Below are 17163 nucleotides of genomic sequence, written 5' to 3'. Positions count from 1 at the left end.
ATACGGGGCGCCCGGGTGGCCGGATTCATGCTGCAGGCCCGATTTCAGGTCGAATGCAGTCTTTAGGAAACATTCGGCAACGTATACTGCCCGCAAAATTTAGAGGGACGCGCACACGCGCGAGCGGGGAAATGAAGCAAATTGCGATTGCGATCGTGCTCTGCGTGGGCGCGTGGTATTTCTTTATCGGCGGTCGCAAGCTCGACGAGCCGATGGTGCGCGACTACTACCAGAAGGAAGCGCGCGCCATTGCCGCCCGCGACGCCGACAAGCTGTGCAAGCAGCTCAGCCGCAAGGCCGTCATCGACAGCAAGACGACCATGATGGGCCGCACGGAAGAGACCTCGCACAACCGCGACGAGGCCTGCGAGGCGCAGCACAAGACCTTCGAGATCCTGCGCCGCGTCGGCGACCAGATGGGCGGCATCCTCACCCTCGACTACGACTACCACATCGATTCCGTCGAAGTGGCGCCCAACCGCAAGAGCGCCATCGTCAAGGGCACCAGCGTGCTGCAGATGGGCGAGTCGGTCATTCAGCTCAAGACCAGCTTCACGCAGCGTCTGGAGAGCGAGCTGGGCCAGATGCGCCTGGTGCATGCCGAAGAGGCCACCGTGGTGCGCCTGGGCGGCCGGGGCGCCATGAGCCAGAGCGATTTCTTCCGCAAGTAAGCGAATCCATAAAAACAGGGGGTCGTTGCCATGATCGTCGTCAAGGATGCGGCGCCGCCGCCACCGCCGTTCTGGCACCGCCTGAACAGCTTCTTCGCCTTTCCGTTCCAGATGCGGCCGCTGGCCTATGGGCTGCTGCTGTCGTTCTGCAGCCTGTTCTTCGACGCCATCTTCTTTTTGCCCGACGCGCTGGCGCTCTTCGTCATCGAGGTCGGCATCATGCTGGCGGCCAGCCGCTACGGCTTCAAGATCATTGCGCTGGGCGCGCGCGGCATCCGCGATTCAGCCGACTTCGGCCGCGAGTCCAGCGACGACTGGACCTACCTGCCGTGGAAGCTGTTCGCGATCACGATGGTGCAGGCCTTTCTCATCGGCTGGCTTGCCTGGTACGCGCCGATCCTCGGCACGGTGGGGCTGTTCGTCATGTCGTTCACGTTCCCGGCGGCGGTGATCGTGCTGGTGCAGTCGGCCAGCTTCTTCCAGGCGATGAACCCTGGCAACGTGATGGACGCGATGCGCATCATCGGCTGGCCGTATGCGCTGCTGTGCTTCTTCCTGTTCCTGCTGAGCACGGGCGCGCAGGTGGCGCTGTCGATGCTGCTGCCGATGTTCGACGGGCGCATCGCGCTGCCGGTGATCAACTTCGCCTTCATCTACTTCGGCTGGGTCATGGCGAGCCTGCTGGGCTACGTGATGTTCCAGCACCACGACGCCTTCGGCTTCGACGCCGTGCCGGGCAGCGAGCTGGGCGACGGCGCCACGGTCGACCGCCGCACGCCCGAGCAGATCGCCGCGCAGCGCATGGACGCAGAAGTGGCGCAGCTGATCACCGAGGGCGACCTCGCCGCCGCATTGGGCTCGGCCTACGAGGCCCAGCGCACGGCCGCGTCCGACGACCTCGCGGCGCAGCGCCGCTACCACCGCGTGCTGGCGCTGATGCCCGACAAGAAGGACACGATGCTCGATCAGGCGCGGCGCTTCATCCCGCTGCTGATGCGGCGCGACCTGGCCTCGGAGGCGCTCAAGGTCTTCAAGGTCTGCAAGGAAAAGGACAAGGCCTTCGCGCTCGACGATGCCGCCATGGTGATCGCGATGGCGCGCGCCGAATGGCGCAACGGCGATGCGCACGCCACGCTGGCACTGCTGTCGGGCTTCGACAAGCGCTTTCGCGGCAACGAGGCGATTCCGCAGGCCTACGAGCTGGCCGCCCGCGCGCTGGTGCAGGGGCTGGGCCGGGCCGACATGGCGCAGCCCATCCTGACGACGATGGAGTCGCGCTACCCCGACAGCGAGCAGACGCAGGAAGTGCGCTGGTTGCTGCGGCCGACCCCGGCGGCCTAGCGCGCGGTATTACGAGGCGCGGCGCCACGGCGGCGCCCTCGATGCCGTGCCGTTTCAGCGCCTCGCCAACGAAGCCTGATGCCTTCATCTCCTCGATGAAATCGCTGAGCCACGCCTGCGCAGCGAGCCGGCCCTTCGGCACGCCCATGGCCTGCTCGATCACCATGAAGCGGCCCGGCAGCAGGCGCACGCCGCCCACTCGCGCGGCATCCGCTTCCAACTGCTGCTTCACGCCGGCGGCCACGTCCAGGTTCTGGGCCAGGAACTGGTTCGTGACCTCGGGCGAGGTCGGCGCGCGCACCAGTGTGGCGGCCTTCAGCTCGCGCGTGAGGAACAGGTCGTAGGCGCTGCCGCGGCCCACCACGACGCGGGTTCCCGCACGGTCGACATCGGCGTTGCGCTGCAGCGGCGAGCCGTTGCGAACCAGGTAGGCGCCTTCGATGATCACGTAGGGCGCGGTGTATTCCATGTCCGCCGCGCGCACCGGGTCGATGGCGACAAAGGCCATGTCGACCTGCCGCGCCTTGACGGCTTCGACCACGTTGCCGGCGGAGTTGAACTGCACCAGCTCGACGGCCAGGCCGAGGCGGCGCGCCGCCTCGCGCGCAAGGTCCACCGAGACGCCGCTCGGCACGCCACCCGCGCCGCGGCTGGCGAGGATCGGGTTGCCGAAGTTGATGGCGGCGCGCAGCTTGCCGGTGCCGCCGAGCTCCGCCGCCGCGGCTGCCTGCGAGCTGGCCCTGGTGCCGGCGCAGCCCGCCAGCAGGAGTCCGCCCGCGGCGCAGAAGGCGCGGCGGGCGATGGCGTGGGAAAGGTCGGACGGTTTCATGCGTGCCTCCGTTCTCCGTATCAGGGCCGGGCCAGCGCCACAAGGCTGCGCACATCGGCGGCAGTGCCCAGCGACCAGCAGGCCGCAAGAAGCTCGCTCGTGCGCTCCGCGCCCAGGATGCCGTCAGACAGTCCATGGAACTTGCGCTCCAGGTCCGCGTCGCTCATGGGGCGTTGCAGCGAGCCAATCGCGTGTTCGATGAACACGTGCTCGCGGCGGCCATCGGTCAGCACCGCGGTCACGTCGGCGCTGGCTTCGTCGATGCTGTCGTCCACCGTGGCCACCACCTTGCGACGCAGGGCGACCACGTCGGGCCGCGTCACGATGTCGTCGGCGAACTCTTCCTCGGCCGCGCGGCCGAACAGCAGGCCGGCCGCGCACCCGTGGTACACGCTGAACTTGCCTTGCAGCCCGTCGGCCGGCTCCTTCTTGCCCGTGAGTTCGAGCACCAGCGAGTGCACCTTGAGCTCGATGCGTTCGATCTGCTCCGGTGCAATGCCGCGCTCGCGCAGTTGCACGCAGGCGTCGATGCTCGGGTGGATCACGATGCCGCAGGCAAAGGGCTTGTAGCTGTTGAATGAAATCTCGAAACGCTCGCCGAGCTCGTCGGTGACTTCGTTCCATGCGTACCTGGTCGACACCACCTGCGCCCAGCCGCGCGGCGCCTCGATCGCCTTCGGGCTCGCGGTGTAGCCGTGCCGGGCCATCAGTGCGGCCATCAGGCCGGCGCGCGCCGCGCCGCCCGGATGGAATGGCTTGGTCATGGTGCCGAACTGCTCGCGCAGGCCGACCGGCTGCGATGCGGCGATGCCGAGCGCCATCGCCGTGCGGTCCGCATCCAGGCCGAGCAGGCGCGCGCAACCCGCCGCGGCGCCGAACATGCCCGTGGTGCCGGTGATGTGCCAGCCGCGGTCGTAGTGCTCGGGGTAGACGGTGTTGCCCAGGCGGCAGGCAACGTCGATGCCCAGCACCAGCGCATCGAGCACCGCGCGGCCGCTCGCACCGGTGTGCTCGGCCAGCGCCAGCACGGCGGAGGCCACCGGGCCGGCGGGGTGGATGATGGTCTTCAGGTGCGTGTCGTCGAAATCGAAGGTGTGCGAGCTGATGCCGTTGAGCAGCGCCGCGTTCGCGATGTCGACTTTCTCCGTGCGGCCGAGCACGGTGGCCTGCGGTGCGGGCTGCAGCATCTGCACGGCAGCCAGCGCGGCCTCGACGGCTTCGTGCCGCGCGGCGCCCACGGCGCAGCCCAGCCAGTTGAGGAAGGTGCGGTGCGCCTCGTGGTCCACCGCGTCGCTCCAGCCGCGCGAGGCATGGCCCGCGACGTACTCGGCAAGGATGCGGGTGATGGGAGGTGCGTTGTGGTCTGCGGCGACCTGGGTATTGCGGGCCATGTGTGTGAAAGCCTTTGGTGGATAGCTGGGAAGGAAAAAAGGAAAACTGTGGCGGGCTTCAGGTCGTGAGCTCGATCTTGCGGTCGCGCGCGAGTTGGGTCCATCGCGCGACGTCGGCGCGGATGTAGTCGCCGAACTGCTGCGCGCTCATGGGCATGGGCTCGACGGCCTCGATCGCCAGCTTCTCGCTGAGATCGGGCGCCTTGAGCACGGTGTTGAGCGTGTCGTTGAGCAGCTTCACGACGGCGGGCGGTATGTTGGCCGGGCCGACCACGCCGTACCACTGCATCGCGTCGAAGCCTTTCAAGCCCAGCTCCTCGAGCGTGGGCACGTCCTTGATCTGTGGGTGGCGCGCCTTGCCGGTCACTGCCAGCGGACGCACGCGGCCCGACTTGATGTGCGGCATTGCCGCGGCCAGGCCGGGGAACATGGCCTGCGTCTGGCCGCCCATCAGGTCGTTGAAGGCTGGCGCCACGCCGCGATACGGCACGTGCGTCATCTGCAGGTCGGTCTGCTGCTTGAAGAGCTCCATCGTCAGGTGCGTCAGCGAGCCCGCACCGGCCGAGCCATAGCTGAGCTTGCCCGCGTTGGCCTTCGCGTACTCGACGAACTGCCTGAAGTCCTTCGCGGGCAGGTCGGCGTTGACCACCAGCACGTTGGGCGTGCCGCCGATCATGCCGATCGGCGTGAAGTCCTTGACGGGGTCGTAGGGCACCTGGCGCGTCGCGGGGCTGGTGCCGTGCGTGGCGACGTAGCCCTGCATCAGCGTGTAGCCGTCGGCCGGAGCGCGGGCGGTGTTCTGCGAGGCGATCACGCCGCCTCCGCCGCCCTGGTTGTCGACGATGAAGGTCTGGTTGAGCAGCTTGCCCCAGCGCTCGGTGACGGTGCGGCCCACCATGTCGCTGCCGCCGCCGGCCGCGACCGGCACGATGTAGCGGATGGGCTTGTTCGGAAAGTCCTGCGCACGCGCAAGACCGTGCATCCCGAGGAATGCGGAAGTAGGAATGGCCAGTGTGAAGGCGCGGCGTTGCATGAATGTCTCCTGGTAGTTGTTCGGGCAAGAGCGGCTGCGCCGCGCGTTCAGTGGCGACGGCTCTGCAGGCGGTCGTAGGCGTCGCTCACGTGGCGCGCCATGAGGTCTTCGCAGCGGGCGATGTCGCCCTTGCGCAGCGCGCGGGCAATGCGCGTGTGCTCGGCGATCGACGCGCGCATGCCCATGTCCTGCGAGAGGTTCTTCAGGCGCGACAGGTGCAGCTTCTGCACGATCGTCCGGTAGGTCTGGGCCAGCGCGTGGTTGCCCGCCGCCTCGACGATGGCCCAGTGGAAGGCGAGGTTCTCGCGGTAGTAGCGCTGCACGTCGTGGGCGGCAAAGGCCGCGTTCATGGCGGCGATGGAGGCGTCGAGCACATCGGCCAGCGCGATGCGTTCCGGCTCGGCCAGCCGCGCCGCGCGGCGCCCGGCAAAGCCGTCGAGCAGGCCGCGCATCTCGTAGAGGTCGTGCACTTCGTCGCTGGTCGGCTCGCGCACGAAGACGCCGGCGTGCTTGCGCGCGACCACGAGTCCGGTGCTTTCTAGTTCGCGCAGGGCCTCGCGCACCGGCACCCGCGAAACGCCGAGCCGGGCGGCAACGTCGGGCTCGTTGATGCGCTGGCCGGTCTTCAATTCGCCCCGCAGGATCATCGCCAGCATGTCGTCTCGCACCAGCTTTGCGAGCGGGGTGTCGCGCACGGTCGAGAGGTGATCGGAGGCCTGTTCGGCGAGCCAGGGCAGCATGCGGAGATCCTTTGTTTGCCGGAATATCGTATACGATTGCCGCCTTTAATGTCCACTGTTTATATAAAAGTGTTGACACTTTGGGTTGTCGATGAAAACAATCTGGCCCGTTCAAGGTCCTTCTTCATCGAGCCCGCATGCCCCATCTGCCTGCCTCTTCCGCCCTGCAACGCTTTCGCGTCATCGACCTGACCCAGGTGCGCGCCGGGCCCACGGCCTGCAGGCAGCTCGCCGACTGGGGCGCCGACGTGATCCAGGTGCAGATGCCCGAGCACATGCGCGGCGACGACACGCTTGGCGGGCAGGACGGCTCCGACTACCAGTACACCCACCGCAACAAGCGCTCGATCACGCTCAACCTGAAGGAAGAAGAGGGCGTCGCAACCCTGAAGCGCCTGATCGCCAGTGCCGACGTGGTGGTCGAGAACTTCAGGCCCGACGTGAAGTTCCGCCTGGGCATCGACTACGAAACGCTCTCGGCCGACAACCCGGGCCTGGTCTACGCCAGCATCTCGGGCTTCGGCCAGAGCGGTCCGCTTGCCAAGCGACCGGGCTTCGACCAGATCGCGCAGGGCATGGGCGGCCTGATGTCGGTGACCGGCCTGCCGGGCGACGGCCCGGTGCGCGTCGGCATCCCGATTGCCGACCTTTGCGCCGGCATCTTCGCGGCGCAGGGCATCCTCGTGGCCCTGCTGGAGCGCGAAGCATCGGGCCGCGGCCAGTGGCTGCACACCTCGCTGCTGGAGGCGATGGTCTACATGATGGATTTCCAGACCTCGCGCTACCTGATCGACGGCGAAGTCGGCACGCAGGCGGGCAACTTCCACCCGACCAGCATCCCGACCGGCGTCTACAAGGCACGCGACGGCTATCTCAACATCGCCGTGTTCGGCTCCAAGATCTGGGAGCGCTTCTGCCAGATCCTCGGCGCGCCGGAATGGACCGAAGACCCGCGCTATCACGACAAGGCTTCGCGCTCCGTCAACCGAGACACGCTCAACGCCGAGATCGACCGCCGGCTGGCCGCGCAGGACTGCAGCCACTGGATCGAGCAGTTCAACGCCGGCGGCGTGGCCTGCGGCCTCATCAGCGACATGCGCGAAGTGTTCGAGGAGCCGCAGATCCGGCACCTCGGCATGGTCAAGGACGTGGTCTCGGCGCGCCTCGGCCCGCAGCGGTTGGTCGGCCAGCCGATGCAGCTCGAACGCACGCCCAGCACCATCGCCCGCGCAGCGCCGCGGCGCGGTGAACACACGGAAGAAGTCCTCGGCGAACTGGGCCTCGGCCCGGACGAGCTTGCCCGAATGAAAGCGACCGGAGTCTATTGAAGAGAAGAGCATGACCAACCCCACCTACGCACCCAGCACCGAACGCGTGCAGACCTGGCTCGACGCCAGCACGCTGCACATCCGCTTCAACAACCCCGCGCGGCACAACGCGCTGTCGGTCGACATGTGGGAGGCTGTGCCGCATCTGCTGCGCGTGGCGCAGGACGACGACCGTGTGCGCCTGGTCGTCTTTTCGGGCGCGGGCGAGAAGGCCTTCGTCTCGGGCGCCGACATCTCGCAGTTCGAGGACATGCGCGCGGCGCGCGAGGCCGTGGCCCGCTACGAGGCCATGGCCGAAGACGCGCTGATGAGCATCCACGACTTTCCCAAGCCCACGCTCGCCTGCATCCGCGGCTACTGCATCGGCGGCGGCGTGAACGTGGCGATCAGCTGCGACATCCGCATCGCGGCGCAGGACGCGGTGTTCTCCATTCCGGCGGCGCGCCTCGGCCTGGGCTACCGCTACTCCGCGATGAAGAACCTGGTCGACCTGATCGGCCCCGGCGCGGCGAAAGACCTGTTCTTCACGGCCCGCCGCATCGATGCAGCCGAAGCCAAGGCACTGGGCCTGGTAACGCGCGTGAGCGAGCCGGATGGGCTGGAACAACTGCTCGCCGAATACACCGGCGCGATGGCGGAGAACGCGCCGCTCACCATTGCGGCGGGCAAGGCGATCACGCGCGAAATCCTCAAGCCCTCGCCGGAGCTCGACCTGGCGCTGTGCAACTCGCTGATCCGCGGCTGCTTCGAAAGCGCCGACTACACCGAAGGCCGCACCGCCTTCATGCAGAAGCGCAAGCCGGTCTTCACCGGACGCTGAGAAGAAGCAAGGAGACAAACACCATGCAGTCGTACTGGATGCAGATGAGCGACGAGGCCGCGGCCCTCGAAATACGCGACACGGCTGTGCCGCAGCCGGGAGCGAACCAGCTGCTGGTGCGCATGCGGGCCGCGTCGCTCAACCGCGGTGAGTTCGTGTCGGGCCATGGCCTGCACGGCCAGGCCGGGAGCTGGAAGGCGATCGGCGGGGAGGGGGCCGGCGAGGTCGTTGCCGTCGGCGCGGAGGTCACGCGCTTTCGCGCGGGCGACCGGGTGATGGGCCGCTGCGCAGGGGCTTTTGCCGAATACGCGCTGATGGAAGACATCGAGGCGATGGCCATGCCGGCCAGCCTGTCGTGGGAAGAGGCCGCCAGCGTCGCGCTGACCTTCCTGGTGTCGTACGACATGCTCGTGCTGCAAGGCCGGCTGCGCGCGGGCGACTGGGTGCTGATCAACGGCGTGTCTTCCGGCGTGGGCGTGGCTTCGCTTCAACTTGCCAAGGCGCTCGGCGCCAAGGTGATCGGCACCTCGGGCTCGGCCGACAAGCTGGCGCTGCTGCAAAGCCTGGGGCTCGATGTCGCGATCTGCACGCGCACACCCGACTTCGCGGCCGCCGTGCTGGAGGTGACGCAGGACCACGGCGCCGACATCGTCATCAACACCGTCGGCGGCACGGTGTTCGCGGAAAACATCCGCGCCATGGCCTTCGAAGGCCGGCTCGCCACCGTCGGCTATGTCGACGGCGTGGTGAAGGCCGAGCTCGACCTGGCGGCCCTGCATGCGAAGCGGCTGGCCGTGTTCGGCGTGTCCAACAAGCTGCGCAGCAAGGCGCAGCGCGCAGCGGCGCTGCCCGCCTTCGTGGCCGACGTGCTGCCGCACATTGCCGCGGGGCGGATCAAGCCGCACGTCGACCGCGTCTTCGACTTCGCCAGGCTGCAGGAAGCGAAGGACCGGATGGAAGCCGGCGGCCATGTCGGAAAGATCGTGCTGCGAATGCCGCCCGCGGGCTGATCGATCCGTCCCGAAGCGCGCGACGAAAAACACAATGAAGGAGACAAGCGCATGAACACCAGAAACCTCGTCATGACCCTCGGGCTGTGCGCCTTCGCGAGTACCGGCTGGGCGCAACCGGCGGACTACCCGAGCAAGCCGGTGCGCCTCGTGATCGGCTTCGCCCCGGGCGGCGCGGCCGACTATGTGGCCCGCGCGATGGGCGATGCCTTCGCCAGGGCGCTCGGGCAGCCGGTGGTGATCGACAACAAGCCCGGCAACGGCTCGAGCATTGCCGCGGAAATCGTGGCCAAGGCACCGCCCGACGGCTACACGCTGCTGATCGCAAGCCCGAGCAGCATCTCGGTGAACCCGGCGCTCAACCCCAGGCTGGCCCACTCGGCGCGCGACCTCGCGCCCGTTACCAAGATCACCACCTCGCCGCTGGTGCTGGCCGTCAACCCCGCGACCGGCATCCGCTCGGTGGCCGACCTTGTCGCGGCGGCGAAGAAGGACCCGGGCAAGCTCAACTACTCGACTTCTGGCAACGGCTCGGCGCCGCACCTGGGCGCGGCGCTGTTCGGCCAGATCACCGGTGCCGAGATGACGCACATTCCCTACCGGGGCGGCAGCCTGGCGATCCAGTCGGTGATGGCGGGCGACACGCAGCTGACCTTCGGCACCTCGCCCTCGGTGCTGCCCATGGCCAGCGGCGGCAAGCTGCTCGCGCTGGCCGTCAGCACGCGCGAGCGCTCGCCGCTGGTGCCCGGGCTGCCGGGCATGAAGGAGGCGGGCCTGCCCGACTACCACCTCGAGTTCTGGTACGGCATGTTCGTGCCCGCCGGCACGCCGCCGGCCGTGGTGAAGAAGATCTACGACGCGACCGTCACCGCGATGCAGCAGCCTTCGGTCAAGGCCTCGCTGGCGCGAGACGGCACCGAGGTGTCGGTCTCCGCGTCGCCCGAGGCGTTCGGCAGCTTCCTGGCGGAGGACGGCAAGTTCTGGGTGAAGCTGGTGAAGAGCGCGAACGTCAAGGTCGACTAGCCGCCGGCCAAGGCGAGGCTGGGCGGAGCGCAGTTGGTCTGAAGTTAGGATTGCCGCATGCCTCCGCCATCTTCCAGCACCCGTGGTTCCGCACTGTCGGATGCCATCGTCAATGAACTCAAGCAGCTGATCTACACCGGGGAGTTCAAGCCGGGGGAGCGGCTCAACGAGGCGGCCCTGGCACTGCGCATGGGCACCAGCCGCGGACCGATCCGCGAGGCCATCAAGGTGCTGGCGGGGCTGGGCATCGTCAATGCGGTAACCAACCGCGGCGTGTACGTGCGGCAGCTTTCGCTGCGCGAGATGCTGGAGATCTACGAGATGCGCGCACTGGTGTTCGGCTACGCGGCCGACCGCGCCTGCGAGCACCTCACCGAAGAGCACAAGAAGCAGTTCGAGTCGCTGCTGTCGGCAATGGACGCCGCCTGCGACGCGGAAGACGGCACGCTCTACTACGAGCTGAACCTGCAGTTCCACGCGCTGATCCTCACGCTGTCGAACAACCGTCGCGCCCACCAGGCCTACGACGACTACGTGAAGGAACTGCACCTGGTGCGGCGCAAGTACTTCAACGCACCGGGCAACATGCGCCGCTCGAACATCGAGCACCGCGCGATCTTCGAGGCGATCGTGGCGTCGAACCGCGCGCGTGCGCGCTCTGCCGCCGAACGCCATGTGCTGGCTGGCCGGGCGCGGCTGCTGTCGAATTTCGAAGAGCCGATGCCGGGCGGCTGACGCCCGCTCAGGCGCTTGTCAGGCGCGCTGCAGGGCGCGCGTGACCATGTCGTTCGGCGCCAGCCGCAGCAGGTGCGGCAACAGGCCCAATGCCTTTTCACGTTCGCCGGCATGCAATAACCCGTTCGCGCACACGGAGAGTGTGTCGGCCAGCTGCGGATGATCGGGCGCGGTCTTCAGCAGGATGCGGCACAGCATGTCGGCATCGCCGAACTCGCGGATGCGGGCGAAGCGGCGCGCGAGCCGGGCCATGTCGTCGGGCTTCAGGCGCAGCCCCGGCTTGGCCTGGTCGAGGTAGGTCTTGTAGCTGGTGTGCTGCAGAGCGATCGTCTCGGGGTCGGTGCCAGGCAGGCGGAAGATGCGGCGCGCGGCCTGGTGGAAGTCGTCGCTCGCGGGCTGCAGCCGCGCGGTGTTGAACCAGGCGCGCAGCGTGTCGGCGTCGTTGGGGCGCAGGGCGGCGGCGGCGCGCCACTCGGCGCAGGCGGGCTCGAACTTCATTGCGGCGGCCAGCCGGCGTGCGGCGGCCACGTGCGCATCGAAGTGGTCGTCGTCGTTCGTCATTTCCGACTTGACGGTTTCGGGCGTTTTCACGCGGCCCAGCAGCATGGCGCCGGTCATCAGCGCAGCGCCGGTCAGCAGGCCACCCAGGTGAGCCATGTAGGCGATGCCCTGGCCGCCCAGCCAGTGCTGCATCAGCTCGTTGACGATCCAGGCCGGCAGCAGCAGCAAGGCCGGTGCGGTGACGTAGTTGAAATAGAAGAACAGCTGGTAGAAGAAGCGGATGCGCCGCAGCCGGTACATCACCGCGTACATGCCCATCAGCGCCGAGATGGCGCCCGAGGCGCCGAGCCCGTAGCCCTCCTTGCCGGCATAGGCCCAGCCGGCCAACAGGGAGGAGCCGACGGCGCCCAGCAGATAGAACGTCAGGTAGGTGCCGCGCCCCAGCGCCAGCTCGACCGAGAAGCCGAACAGGAAGAGGAACAGCATGTTGCCCAGCAGGTGGCCGGTGCTGCCGTGCAGGAAGGCGGCGGTGATCCAGGTCCAGGGCTTGAACTCGGCGTCCTTGTTGTAGTCCTGCGACCAGCGCTCGGTGAAGGGCGCCGGCAGCATCGCCTCGTACTGCTGGCGGTCGCGCTTCCATTCGCCGTACTGCGGGTTCGTGGGCTTGATGACCTCGTCGGCCCGCAGCTTTGCCAGGAACTTCTTGTCGTTCTGCAGGCCTTCCAGCAACTGCGCATAGGCCTCTTCGTGCGGCAGCATGCGCCGGGCCAGCTTGCCGCGCTTGGGGTCGGTTTTTTCCAGCCATTCGACGAAGGGCGGCAGCTCCAGTTCGGGCAGCACGCTCTTCGTGTAGTAGTTGGCGGCACGCTCGCGCGTGTTCTCTTCACTGCGCTGCGGCCCCCAGAACACGAGCATGTTCAGGAGGATCAGCAGCACCGTCATCCACGGTGGGTTGCGCCAGCTCGGTTTGTTCTCGAGCGGGATGGCGTAGAACACGGTGCGGCCGCCGGTGCGATCAGCCGAGGCGGGCGCGGTGGCGCGCCACTTGCGCCTTCACCTGCGCCGGGGCGGTGCCGCCCAGGATGTTGCGTGCGTTCAGCGAGCCGCGCAGGCTCAGCACGTCGTACACGTCCTTCTCGATGCCCGGGTTGAACTGCTGCAGCACGGCCAGCGGCAGCTCGGCCAGGTCGACCTTGTGCGAGGTGGCGGCCTTGACGGCATGCGCCACCGTTTCGTGCGCGTCGCGGAAGGGCAGGCCCTTCTTCACCAGGTAGTCGGCCAGGTCGGTGGCGGTGGCGTAGCCGCGCAGCGCAGCCATTTCCATGGCCTCGGGCTTCACGGTGATGCCGCCGATCATCTCGGCAAAGATGCGCAGGGTGTCCTTGAGCGTGTCGACGGTGTCGAACAGCGGCTCCTTGTCTTCCTGGTTGTCCTTGTTGTAGGCCAGCGGCTGGCCCTTCATGAGCGTGATGAGCGCCATCAGGTGGCCGACCACGCGGCCGGTCTTGCCGCGCGCCAGCTCGGGCACGTCGGGGTTCTTCTTCTGCGGCATGATCGACGAGCCCGTGGTGAAGCGGTCGGCGATCTGGATGAAGCTGAAGTTCTGGCTCATCCACAGGATGAGTTCTTCGCTCATGCGGCTGATGTGCACCATGCACAGGCTGGCCGCAGCGGTGAATTCGATCGCGAAGTCGCGGTCGCTCACGGCGTCCAGGCTGTTCTGGCACACGCCGTCCATGCCCAGCGTCTTGGCGACCAGTTCGCGGTCCAGCGGGTAGCTGGTGCCGGCCAGCGCGGCGGCGCCCAGCGGCAGGCGGTTGACGCGGCGGCGCACCTCGCCCATGCGTTCCGCATCGCGGCTGAACATCTCGACATACGCCAGCATGTGGTGGCCGAAGCTCACCGGCTGCGCCACCTGCAGGTGGGTGAAGCCCGGCAGGATCACGTCGACGTTCTTCTCGGCGATGTCCACCAGTGCCTTCTGCAGCTCGACCAGCAGGTCGCCGATGAGGTCGATTTCGCCGCGCAGCCACAGGCGCACGTCGGTGGCGACCTGGTCGTTGCGGCTGCGGCCGGTGTGCAGGCGCTTGCCGGCGTCGCCGACCAGCTGGGTCAGGCGGGCCTCGATGTTCAGGTGCACGTCTTCGAGGTCGAGCTTCCACTCGAAGGCGCCGGATTCGATTTCGGCGCGAATCTGCGCCATCCCGCGTTCAATGGCGGCGTGGTCCTGCACGCCGATGATCCCCTGTGCGGCCAGCATGCCGGCGTGGGCCAGCGAGCCCTGGATGTCGGCCTGCCACAGGCGCTTGTCGAAGAAGACGCTGGAGGTGTAGCGCTTCACCAGGTCGCTCATCGGTTCGGAGAAAAGGGCCGACCAGGCTTCGGATTTCTTGTCGAATTGGTTTTGGGTCATGGGAGCCGTCCAGGAGGCAATAATGGGTTGGTCACCCGATGGATCTGATGTCTGCGATGCGCAACCCGGCGATTTTATCGGCCAGCTCTACCCCCACGCCCCCGTCATCGTCGGAAAGGGTGCGCACGCCCCTGCGCGGCGACCCATCGATCTTCGACGCCTGCCAGATCGGGGTGGTGCTGCGCACCGTGGTGTTCGTCGAGGCGGTGGTGGCCATCGCCACCCTGTTCGTGGCCTCCACGCCCGGCGAATGGCTCGTGCAGACGGCCACGGTCACGGGCGGGGCCCTGCCAGCCACCCTGATGTGGCTGGTGAGCGCCTGCGGGCTCAAGAAGCCGCTGCGGCGCCTGCCGAAGCAGTGGCAGTACGCGGCCGGGGCCGTGCTCGGCGCGGTGTCGGCGCTGTATGGCTGTGGCCTGCTGCGGCTGACGGGTGTTCTTGCCAGTGCGCCGTGGCTGGCCAGTGCGTTGACCGGAGCCCTGTTCGCGGGGCTGGTGATGGCCGCGATGGTGCTGCGCGCCCGGGGCCAGACGCCGGCGGCGACCACCGCGCGGCTCGAAGAACTGCAGTCGCGCATCCGCCCCCACTTTCTGTTCAACACGCTCAACAGCGCCATCGCGCTGGTGCGCGAAGAGCCGGCCAAGGCCGAGACCATGCTCGAAGACCTGGCCGAGCTGTTCCGCCAGGCGCTGGCCGACCCGGGCGAATCGTGCACGCTGGCCGACGAGATCGCGCTGGCCGAGCGCTACCTGGCCATCGAGCAGGTGCGCTTCGGCGACCGCCTGCGCATCCGCTGGGACCTGGACGCCGCCGCCAGCAACGCGCGCCTGCCGCCCCTGCTGCTGCAGCCGCTGGTCGAGAACGCCATCAAGCACGGCGTGGAGCCCAGCCCCGAGGGCGCCAGGCTGCGCATCCGCACCGAGCGGCGAGGTTCCATGGTGGTGATCGAGGTGGTCAACAGCCTGCCGCCGCTGCGCTGGGCCGACGAGCCGCTGCCGCGCGGCCACGGCATTGCGCTGGCCAACGTGCGCGACCGGCTGCGGCTGCTGCACGACATGCAGATGCAGTTCAGCGCCGGCATGGACCAGAAAAGCTACCGGGTGCGCATAGCGATCCCCGCCGAATCATGACCCTCAAGACACTCATAGTTGACGACGAAGCCCTGGCGCGATCGCGCCTTCGCACGCTGCTGCGCGACTGCACATCGCCCGCCGCCGAAGTGGTGGCCGAGGCTTCGCAGGGTGCCGAGGCGCTGCAGCACCTGACGACGATGGCACTCGACCTGGTGCTGCTCGACGTACACATGCCTGGCGTCGACGGCATCGAGGTGGCGCGCGCGCTGCGCAGCCGCTCCGATGCGCCGGCCGTGGTGTTCGTGACCGCGCACGCGACCCACGCGGTGACGGCCTTCGACCTCGATGCGGTCGACTACCTCACCAAGCCCGTGCGCGCCGAGCGCCTGCAGCAGGCGCTGCAGAAAGCCGAGCGCTTTCTCAAAGAGCGCCGCGCGCTGCAGGCCGAGGCCGTGCCCGAGACGGTGCTGATCCAGGACCGCGGCCGAGCCGAGCGCGTGCCGCTGTCTGAAGTGCTCTACCTCAAGTCCGAATACAAGTACCTCACCGTGCGCACCGCCACGCGCAGCCACATCCTCGACGGCTCGCTCAACGAGTTCGAGGAGCGCTATCCGAACCGCTTCCTGCGCGTGCACCGCAATGCGCTGGTGGCGCGCTCGGCGATTCGCGCGCTTGAGAAATACGACGACGGCGAGGATGCCGAGGGCTGGGCCCTGCGCCTCGACGCCATTCCAGAACCCGTGGCCGTGTCGCGTCGCCAGCTTGCCGCGGTGCGCGAAGTGCTCAAGGAAGCGCGATGAGCGACGACAAGCCCGCGGCTGCCGAGGCGCCACCGCCGCCTGAGCCAAAGCCGGAACCGGCTGCCGAGCCACCGCAGGCCGCAGCGGTCGAGCCCGCACCTGCGCCCGAGGCGCAAGAGCCCGAACCGGTCACCGAGCCTGAACCGGAGCCAGAGCCGCCCACGCCCGCACGCGACCGCCTGCTGCTGCACATGCCCGTCGACGTACGCAGCGCCTCGCTGGTGGTGCTCGCGGTGCTGGCCAGCGTGTTCGCGCTGCAGTGGGGCCAGGCCGTGTTCATTCCGCTGATGCTGAGCCTGCTGCTGACCTACGCGCTTTCGCCGCTGGTGGACCTGCTCCATCGCTGGAAGCTGCCGCGCTGGATTGGCGCGGCGCTGATCCTCGTGGGGCTGTTCGGCGGGCTGGGTTGGACCGGCTATTCGCTGTCGGGCAGCGCCTCGCAATTGCTCGATTCGTTGCCGGTGGCCGCGCAGAAGCTCGGCCAGGCCATGCGCCGCGACAAGGGCGCCAGCGCCACGCCGCTCGAAAGCGTGCAGCAGGCCGCCGCGCAGCTCGAAAAAGCAGCCGAAGAAAACTCCGCCCGCGTCGCAGCGCGCAAGGGCGTGGCGCGCGTGGTCATCGAACGGCCGGGCTTCAACGTGCGCGACTACCTGCTGAGCGGCACCGTCGGGCTGCTGAGCGCGATGGGGCAGCTCACGCTGGTGGCTTTCCTCACTTACTTCGCGCTTTGCTCGGGCGACACCTTCCGCCGCAAGCTCATCAAGATCACCGGGTCGAGCCTGCAGAAGAAGAAGGTCACGGTGCACGTGCTGGACGACATCACCCGCAACATCGAGCGCTACCTGCTGGTGCAGATACTGGTGAGCGGGGTGGTGGGCGTGGCGACCGGGCTGGCGTTCTGGGCCCTCGGCGTGGAGAACGCGGCGGTGTGGGGAATCATCGCGGCAGTGACCAACCTCATTCCCTACATCGGCTCGGTGATCGTGCTGGCGGCCGCGGGGCTGGTGGCCTTCCTCCAGTTCAACAGCCTGCAGATGGGCATCGTGGTGGGCGGCGTGTCGCTGGCGATCCACACGATCATCGGCAACCTGCTGATGCCCTGGCTCACCAGCCGCACCAGCCGCATGAACCCGGTGGCAGTGTTCGTGGGCGTGATTTTCTGGGGCTGGCTCTGGGGCATCTGGGGCCTGCTGCTGGGCATTCCGATCACGATGGTGATCAAGTCGATCTGCGACCGGGTGGAAGACCTGCAGCCGATCGGGGAGCTGCTGGGGGAGTAGGCCTAGCCCAGCAGGGCCTTCAACTCGCCAGCCGCAGCCGTGAGGATCTCCCGCGAAAGAGCCTCGTCGTTGACCGCACGCGACAGCGACACTGCACCCACCAGCGAAGACAGCGCCGAGAATCGGGCGACCGGCTGCAGTGGGTGGGGAACGTGAACGGCGCCGAGACCGTCTA

15 protein-coding genes and 1 pseudogene are annotated in these 17163 nt (G+C 67.9%); 10 read left to right on the top strand and 6 right to left on the bottom strand.

Annotation, left to right across the window (positions count from 1 at the left end):
- Positions 1 to 131: 131 nt before the first annotated feature.
- Entirely contained in the window at positions 132 to 671 is a 540-nt protein-coding gene (locus tag BMW87_RS07790; RefSeq protein ID WP_093049294.1) for a hypothetical protein, read from the top strand.
- A 30-nt stretch (positions 672 to 701) separates the two neighbouring features.
- Positions 702 to 2012 carry a hypothetical protein gene (locus BMW87_RS07785; RefSeq protein WP_093075636.1) on the top strand — a complete coding sequence of 437 codons (1311 nt, stop codon included), beginning with the start codon at positions 702 to 704 and terminating at the stop codon, positions 2010 to 2012.
- A 19-nt stretch (positions 2013 to 2031) separates the two neighbouring features.
- Here BMW87_RS07785 and BMW87_RS07780 read toward each other — a convergent pair.
- The 4 genes and pseudogenes from BMW87_RS07780 to BMW87_RS07765 all read right to left on the bottom strand — a co-directional run.
- Positions 2032 to 2841: pseudogene (locus BMW87_RS07780) on the bottom strand (ABC transporter substrate-binding protein); the annotation flags it as partial.
- A gap of 20 nt (positions 2842 to 2861) precedes the next feature.
- Positions 2862 to 4232, bottom strand: a complete 1371-nt coding sequence (locus BMW87_RS07775) for an MmgE/PrpD family protein (protein WP_093075635.1) — start codon at positions 4230 to 4232, stop codon at positions 2862 to 2864.
- Positions 4233 to 4290: 58 nt separating this feature from the next.
- Positions 4291 to 5265, bottom strand: a complete 975-nt coding sequence (locus BMW87_RS07770) for a Bug family tripartite tricarboxylate transporter substrate binding protein (protein WP_093049305.1) — start codon at positions 5263 to 5265, stop codon at positions 4291 to 4293.
- 47 nt (positions 5266 to 5312) lie between these two features.
- Positions 5313 to 6005: a GntR family transcriptional regulator gene (locus tag BMW87_RS07765; protein WP_093075633.1), complete on the bottom strand. Its 693-nt coding sequence runs from the start codon at positions 6003 to 6005 to the stop codon at positions 5313 to 5315.
- 137 nt (positions 6006 to 6142) lie between these two features.
- On the opposite strand from BMW87_RS07765, the gene BMW87_RS07760 reads away from it, so the two are divergent.
- The 5 genes from BMW87_RS07760 to BMW87_RS07740 are packed head-to-tail and all read left to right on the top strand — an operon-like array spanning position 6143 to position 10921.
- On the top strand, positions 6143 to 7333 hold the full coding sequence (locus tag BMW87_RS07760; RefSeq protein ID WP_093075631.1) for a CaiB/BaiF CoA transferase family protein: 1191 nt from the start codon (positions 6143 to 6145) through the stop codon (positions 7331 to 7333).
- 10 nt (positions 7334 to 7343) lie between these two features.
- A complete protein-coding gene (locus tag BMW87_RS07755) occupies positions 7344 to 8153 on the top strand; it encodes an enoyl-CoA hydratase (protein WP_093075630.1) in 810 nt (269 codons plus the stop codon).
- 23 nt (positions 8154 to 8176) lie between these two features.
- Positions 8177 to 9163: a zinc-binding dehydrogenase gene (locus BMW87_RS07750; protein WP_093075628.1), complete on the top strand. Its 987-nt coding sequence runs from the start codon at positions 8177 to 8179 to the stop codon at positions 9161 to 9163.
- Between the two features lie 51 nt (positions 9164 to 9214).
- The gene (locus BMW87_RS07745; protein ID WP_093075627.1) at positions 9215 to 10186 is read left to right on the top strand and encodes a Bug family tripartite tricarboxylate transporter substrate binding protein; all 972 of its coding nucleotides are present in this window, start codon (positions 9215 to 9217) and stop codon (positions 10184 to 10186) included.
- Between the two features lie 57 nt (positions 10187 to 10243).
- Positions 10244 to 10921, top strand: a complete 678-nt coding sequence (locus tag BMW87_RS07740; protein WP_093075625.1) for a GntR family transcriptional regulator — start codon at positions 10244 to 10246, stop codon at positions 10919 to 10921.
- A gap of 18 nt (positions 10922 to 10939) precedes the next feature.
- Here the strand turns inward: BMW87_RS07740 and BMW87_RS07735 are convergent, their stop codons facing one another.
- Both BMW87_RS07735 and argH read right to left on the bottom strand, forming a co-directional pair.
- Positions 10940 to 12418 (bottom strand): rhomboid family intramembrane serine protease, encoded by a 1479-nt coding sequence (locus BMW87_RS07735; protein ID WP_093075624.1) that lies wholly within the window; start codon positions 12416 to 12418, stop codon positions 10940 to 10942.
- Positions 12419 to 12437: 19 nt separating this feature from the next.
- Positions 12438 to 13835, bottom strand: a complete 1398-nt coding sequence (gene argH / locus BMW87_RS07730) for an argininosuccinate lyase (protein ID WP_093049331.1) — start codon at positions 13833 to 13835, stop codon at positions 12438 to 12440.
- Between the two features lie 56 nt (positions 13836 to 13891).
- On the opposite strand from argH, the gene BMW87_RS07725 reads away from it, so the two are divergent.
- Genes BMW87_RS07725 through BMW87_RS07715 form a run of 3 tightly spaced genes read left to right on the top strand, consistent with a single transcriptional unit; the run spans position 13892 to position 16988 of the window.
- On the top strand, positions 13892 to 14965 hold the full coding sequence (locus BMW87_RS07725) for a sensor histidine kinase (RefSeq protein ID WP_143062572.1): 1074 nt from the start codon (positions 13892 to 13894) through the stop codon (positions 14963 to 14965).
- Positions 14962 to 15708 (top strand): LytR/AlgR family response regulator transcription factor, encoded by a 747-nt coding sequence (locus tag BMW87_RS07720; protein ID WP_093049334.1) that lies wholly within the window; start codon positions 14962 to 14964, stop codon positions 15706 to 15708. Before BMW87_RS07725 ends, BMW87_RS07720 begins: the two co-directional genes overlap by 4 nt.
- Positions 15705 to 16988, top strand: a complete 1284-nt coding sequence (locus tag BMW87_RS07715) for an AI-2E family transporter (RefSeq protein WP_093075622.1) — start codon at positions 15705 to 15707, stop codon at positions 16986 to 16988. The genes BMW87_RS07720 and BMW87_RS07715 overlap by 4 nt, the downstream gene beginning before the upstream one ends.
- Positions 16989 to 17163 lie beyond the last annotated feature (175 nt).

It is taken from the genome of Variovorax sp. OV084, from assembly GCF_900111625.1.
GTDB lineage: Bacteria > Pseudomonadota > Gammaproteobacteria > Burkholderiales > Burkholderiaceae_C > Variovorax.
Note: the sequence above shows the minus strand (reverse complement) of the source record. Positions and strands in the feature narration are given on the sequence as shown.

Excerpts from the sequence above, each read along its gene's own strand:
- BMW87_RS07785 (WP_093075636.1), top strand. The coding sequence starts at position 702 with ATGATCGTCGTCAAGGATGCGGCGCCGCCGCCACCGCCGTTCTGGCAC.
- BMW87_RS07755 (WP_093075630.1), top strand. The coding sequence starts at position 7,344 with ATGACCAACCCCACCTACGCACCCAGCACCGAACGCGTGCAGACCTGG.
- BMW87_RS07740 (WP_093075625.1), top strand. The coding sequence starts at position 10,244 with ATGCCTCCGCCATCTTCCAGCACCCGTGGTTCCGCACTGTCGGATGCC.
- BMW87_RS07760 (WP_093075631.1), top strand. The coding sequence starts at position 6,143 with ATGCCCCATCTGCCTGCCTCTTCCGCCCTGCAACGCTTTCGCGTCATC.
- BMW87_RS07770 (WP_093049305.1), bottom strand. The coding sequence starts at position 5,265 with ATGCAACGCCGCGCCTTCACACTGGCCATTCCTACTTCCGCATTCCTC.
- BMW87_RS07725 (WP_143062572.1), top strand. The coding sequence starts at position 13,892 with ATGCGCAACCCGGCGATTTTATCGGCCAGCTCTACCCCCACGCCCCCG.
- BMW87_RS07775 (WP_093075635.1), bottom strand. The coding sequence starts at position 4,232 with ATGGCCCGCAATACCCAGGTCGCCGCAGACCACAACGCACCTCCCATC.
- BMW87_RS07720 (WP_093049334.1), top strand. The coding sequence starts at position 14,962 with ATGACCCTCAAGACACTCATAGTTGACGACGAAGCCCTGGCGCGATCG.
- BMW87_RS07715 (WP_093075622.1), top strand. The coding sequence starts at position 15,705 with ATGAGCGACGACAAGCCCGCGGCTGCCGAGGCGCCACCGCCGCCTGAG.
- BMW87_RS07765 (WP_093075633.1), bottom strand. The coding sequence starts at position 6,005 with ATGCTGCCCTGGCTCGCCGAACAGGCCTCCGATCACCTCTCGACCGTG.
- BMW87_RS07750 (WP_093075628.1), top strand. The coding sequence starts at position 8,177 with ATGCAGTCGTACTGGATGCAGATGAGCGACGAGGCCGCGGCCCTCGAA.
- BMW87_RS07745 (WP_093075627.1), top strand. The coding sequence starts at position 9,215 with ATGAACACCAGAAACCTCGTCATGACCCTCGGGCTGTGCGCCTTCGCG.
- BMW87_RS07790 (WP_093049294.1), top strand. The coding sequence starts at position 132 with ATGAAGCAAATTGCGATTGCGATCGTGCTCTGCGTGGGCGCGTGGTAT.
- argH (WP_093049331.1), bottom strand. The coding sequence starts at position 13,835 with ATGACCCAAAACCAATTCGACAAGAAATCCGAAGCCTGGTCGGCCCTT.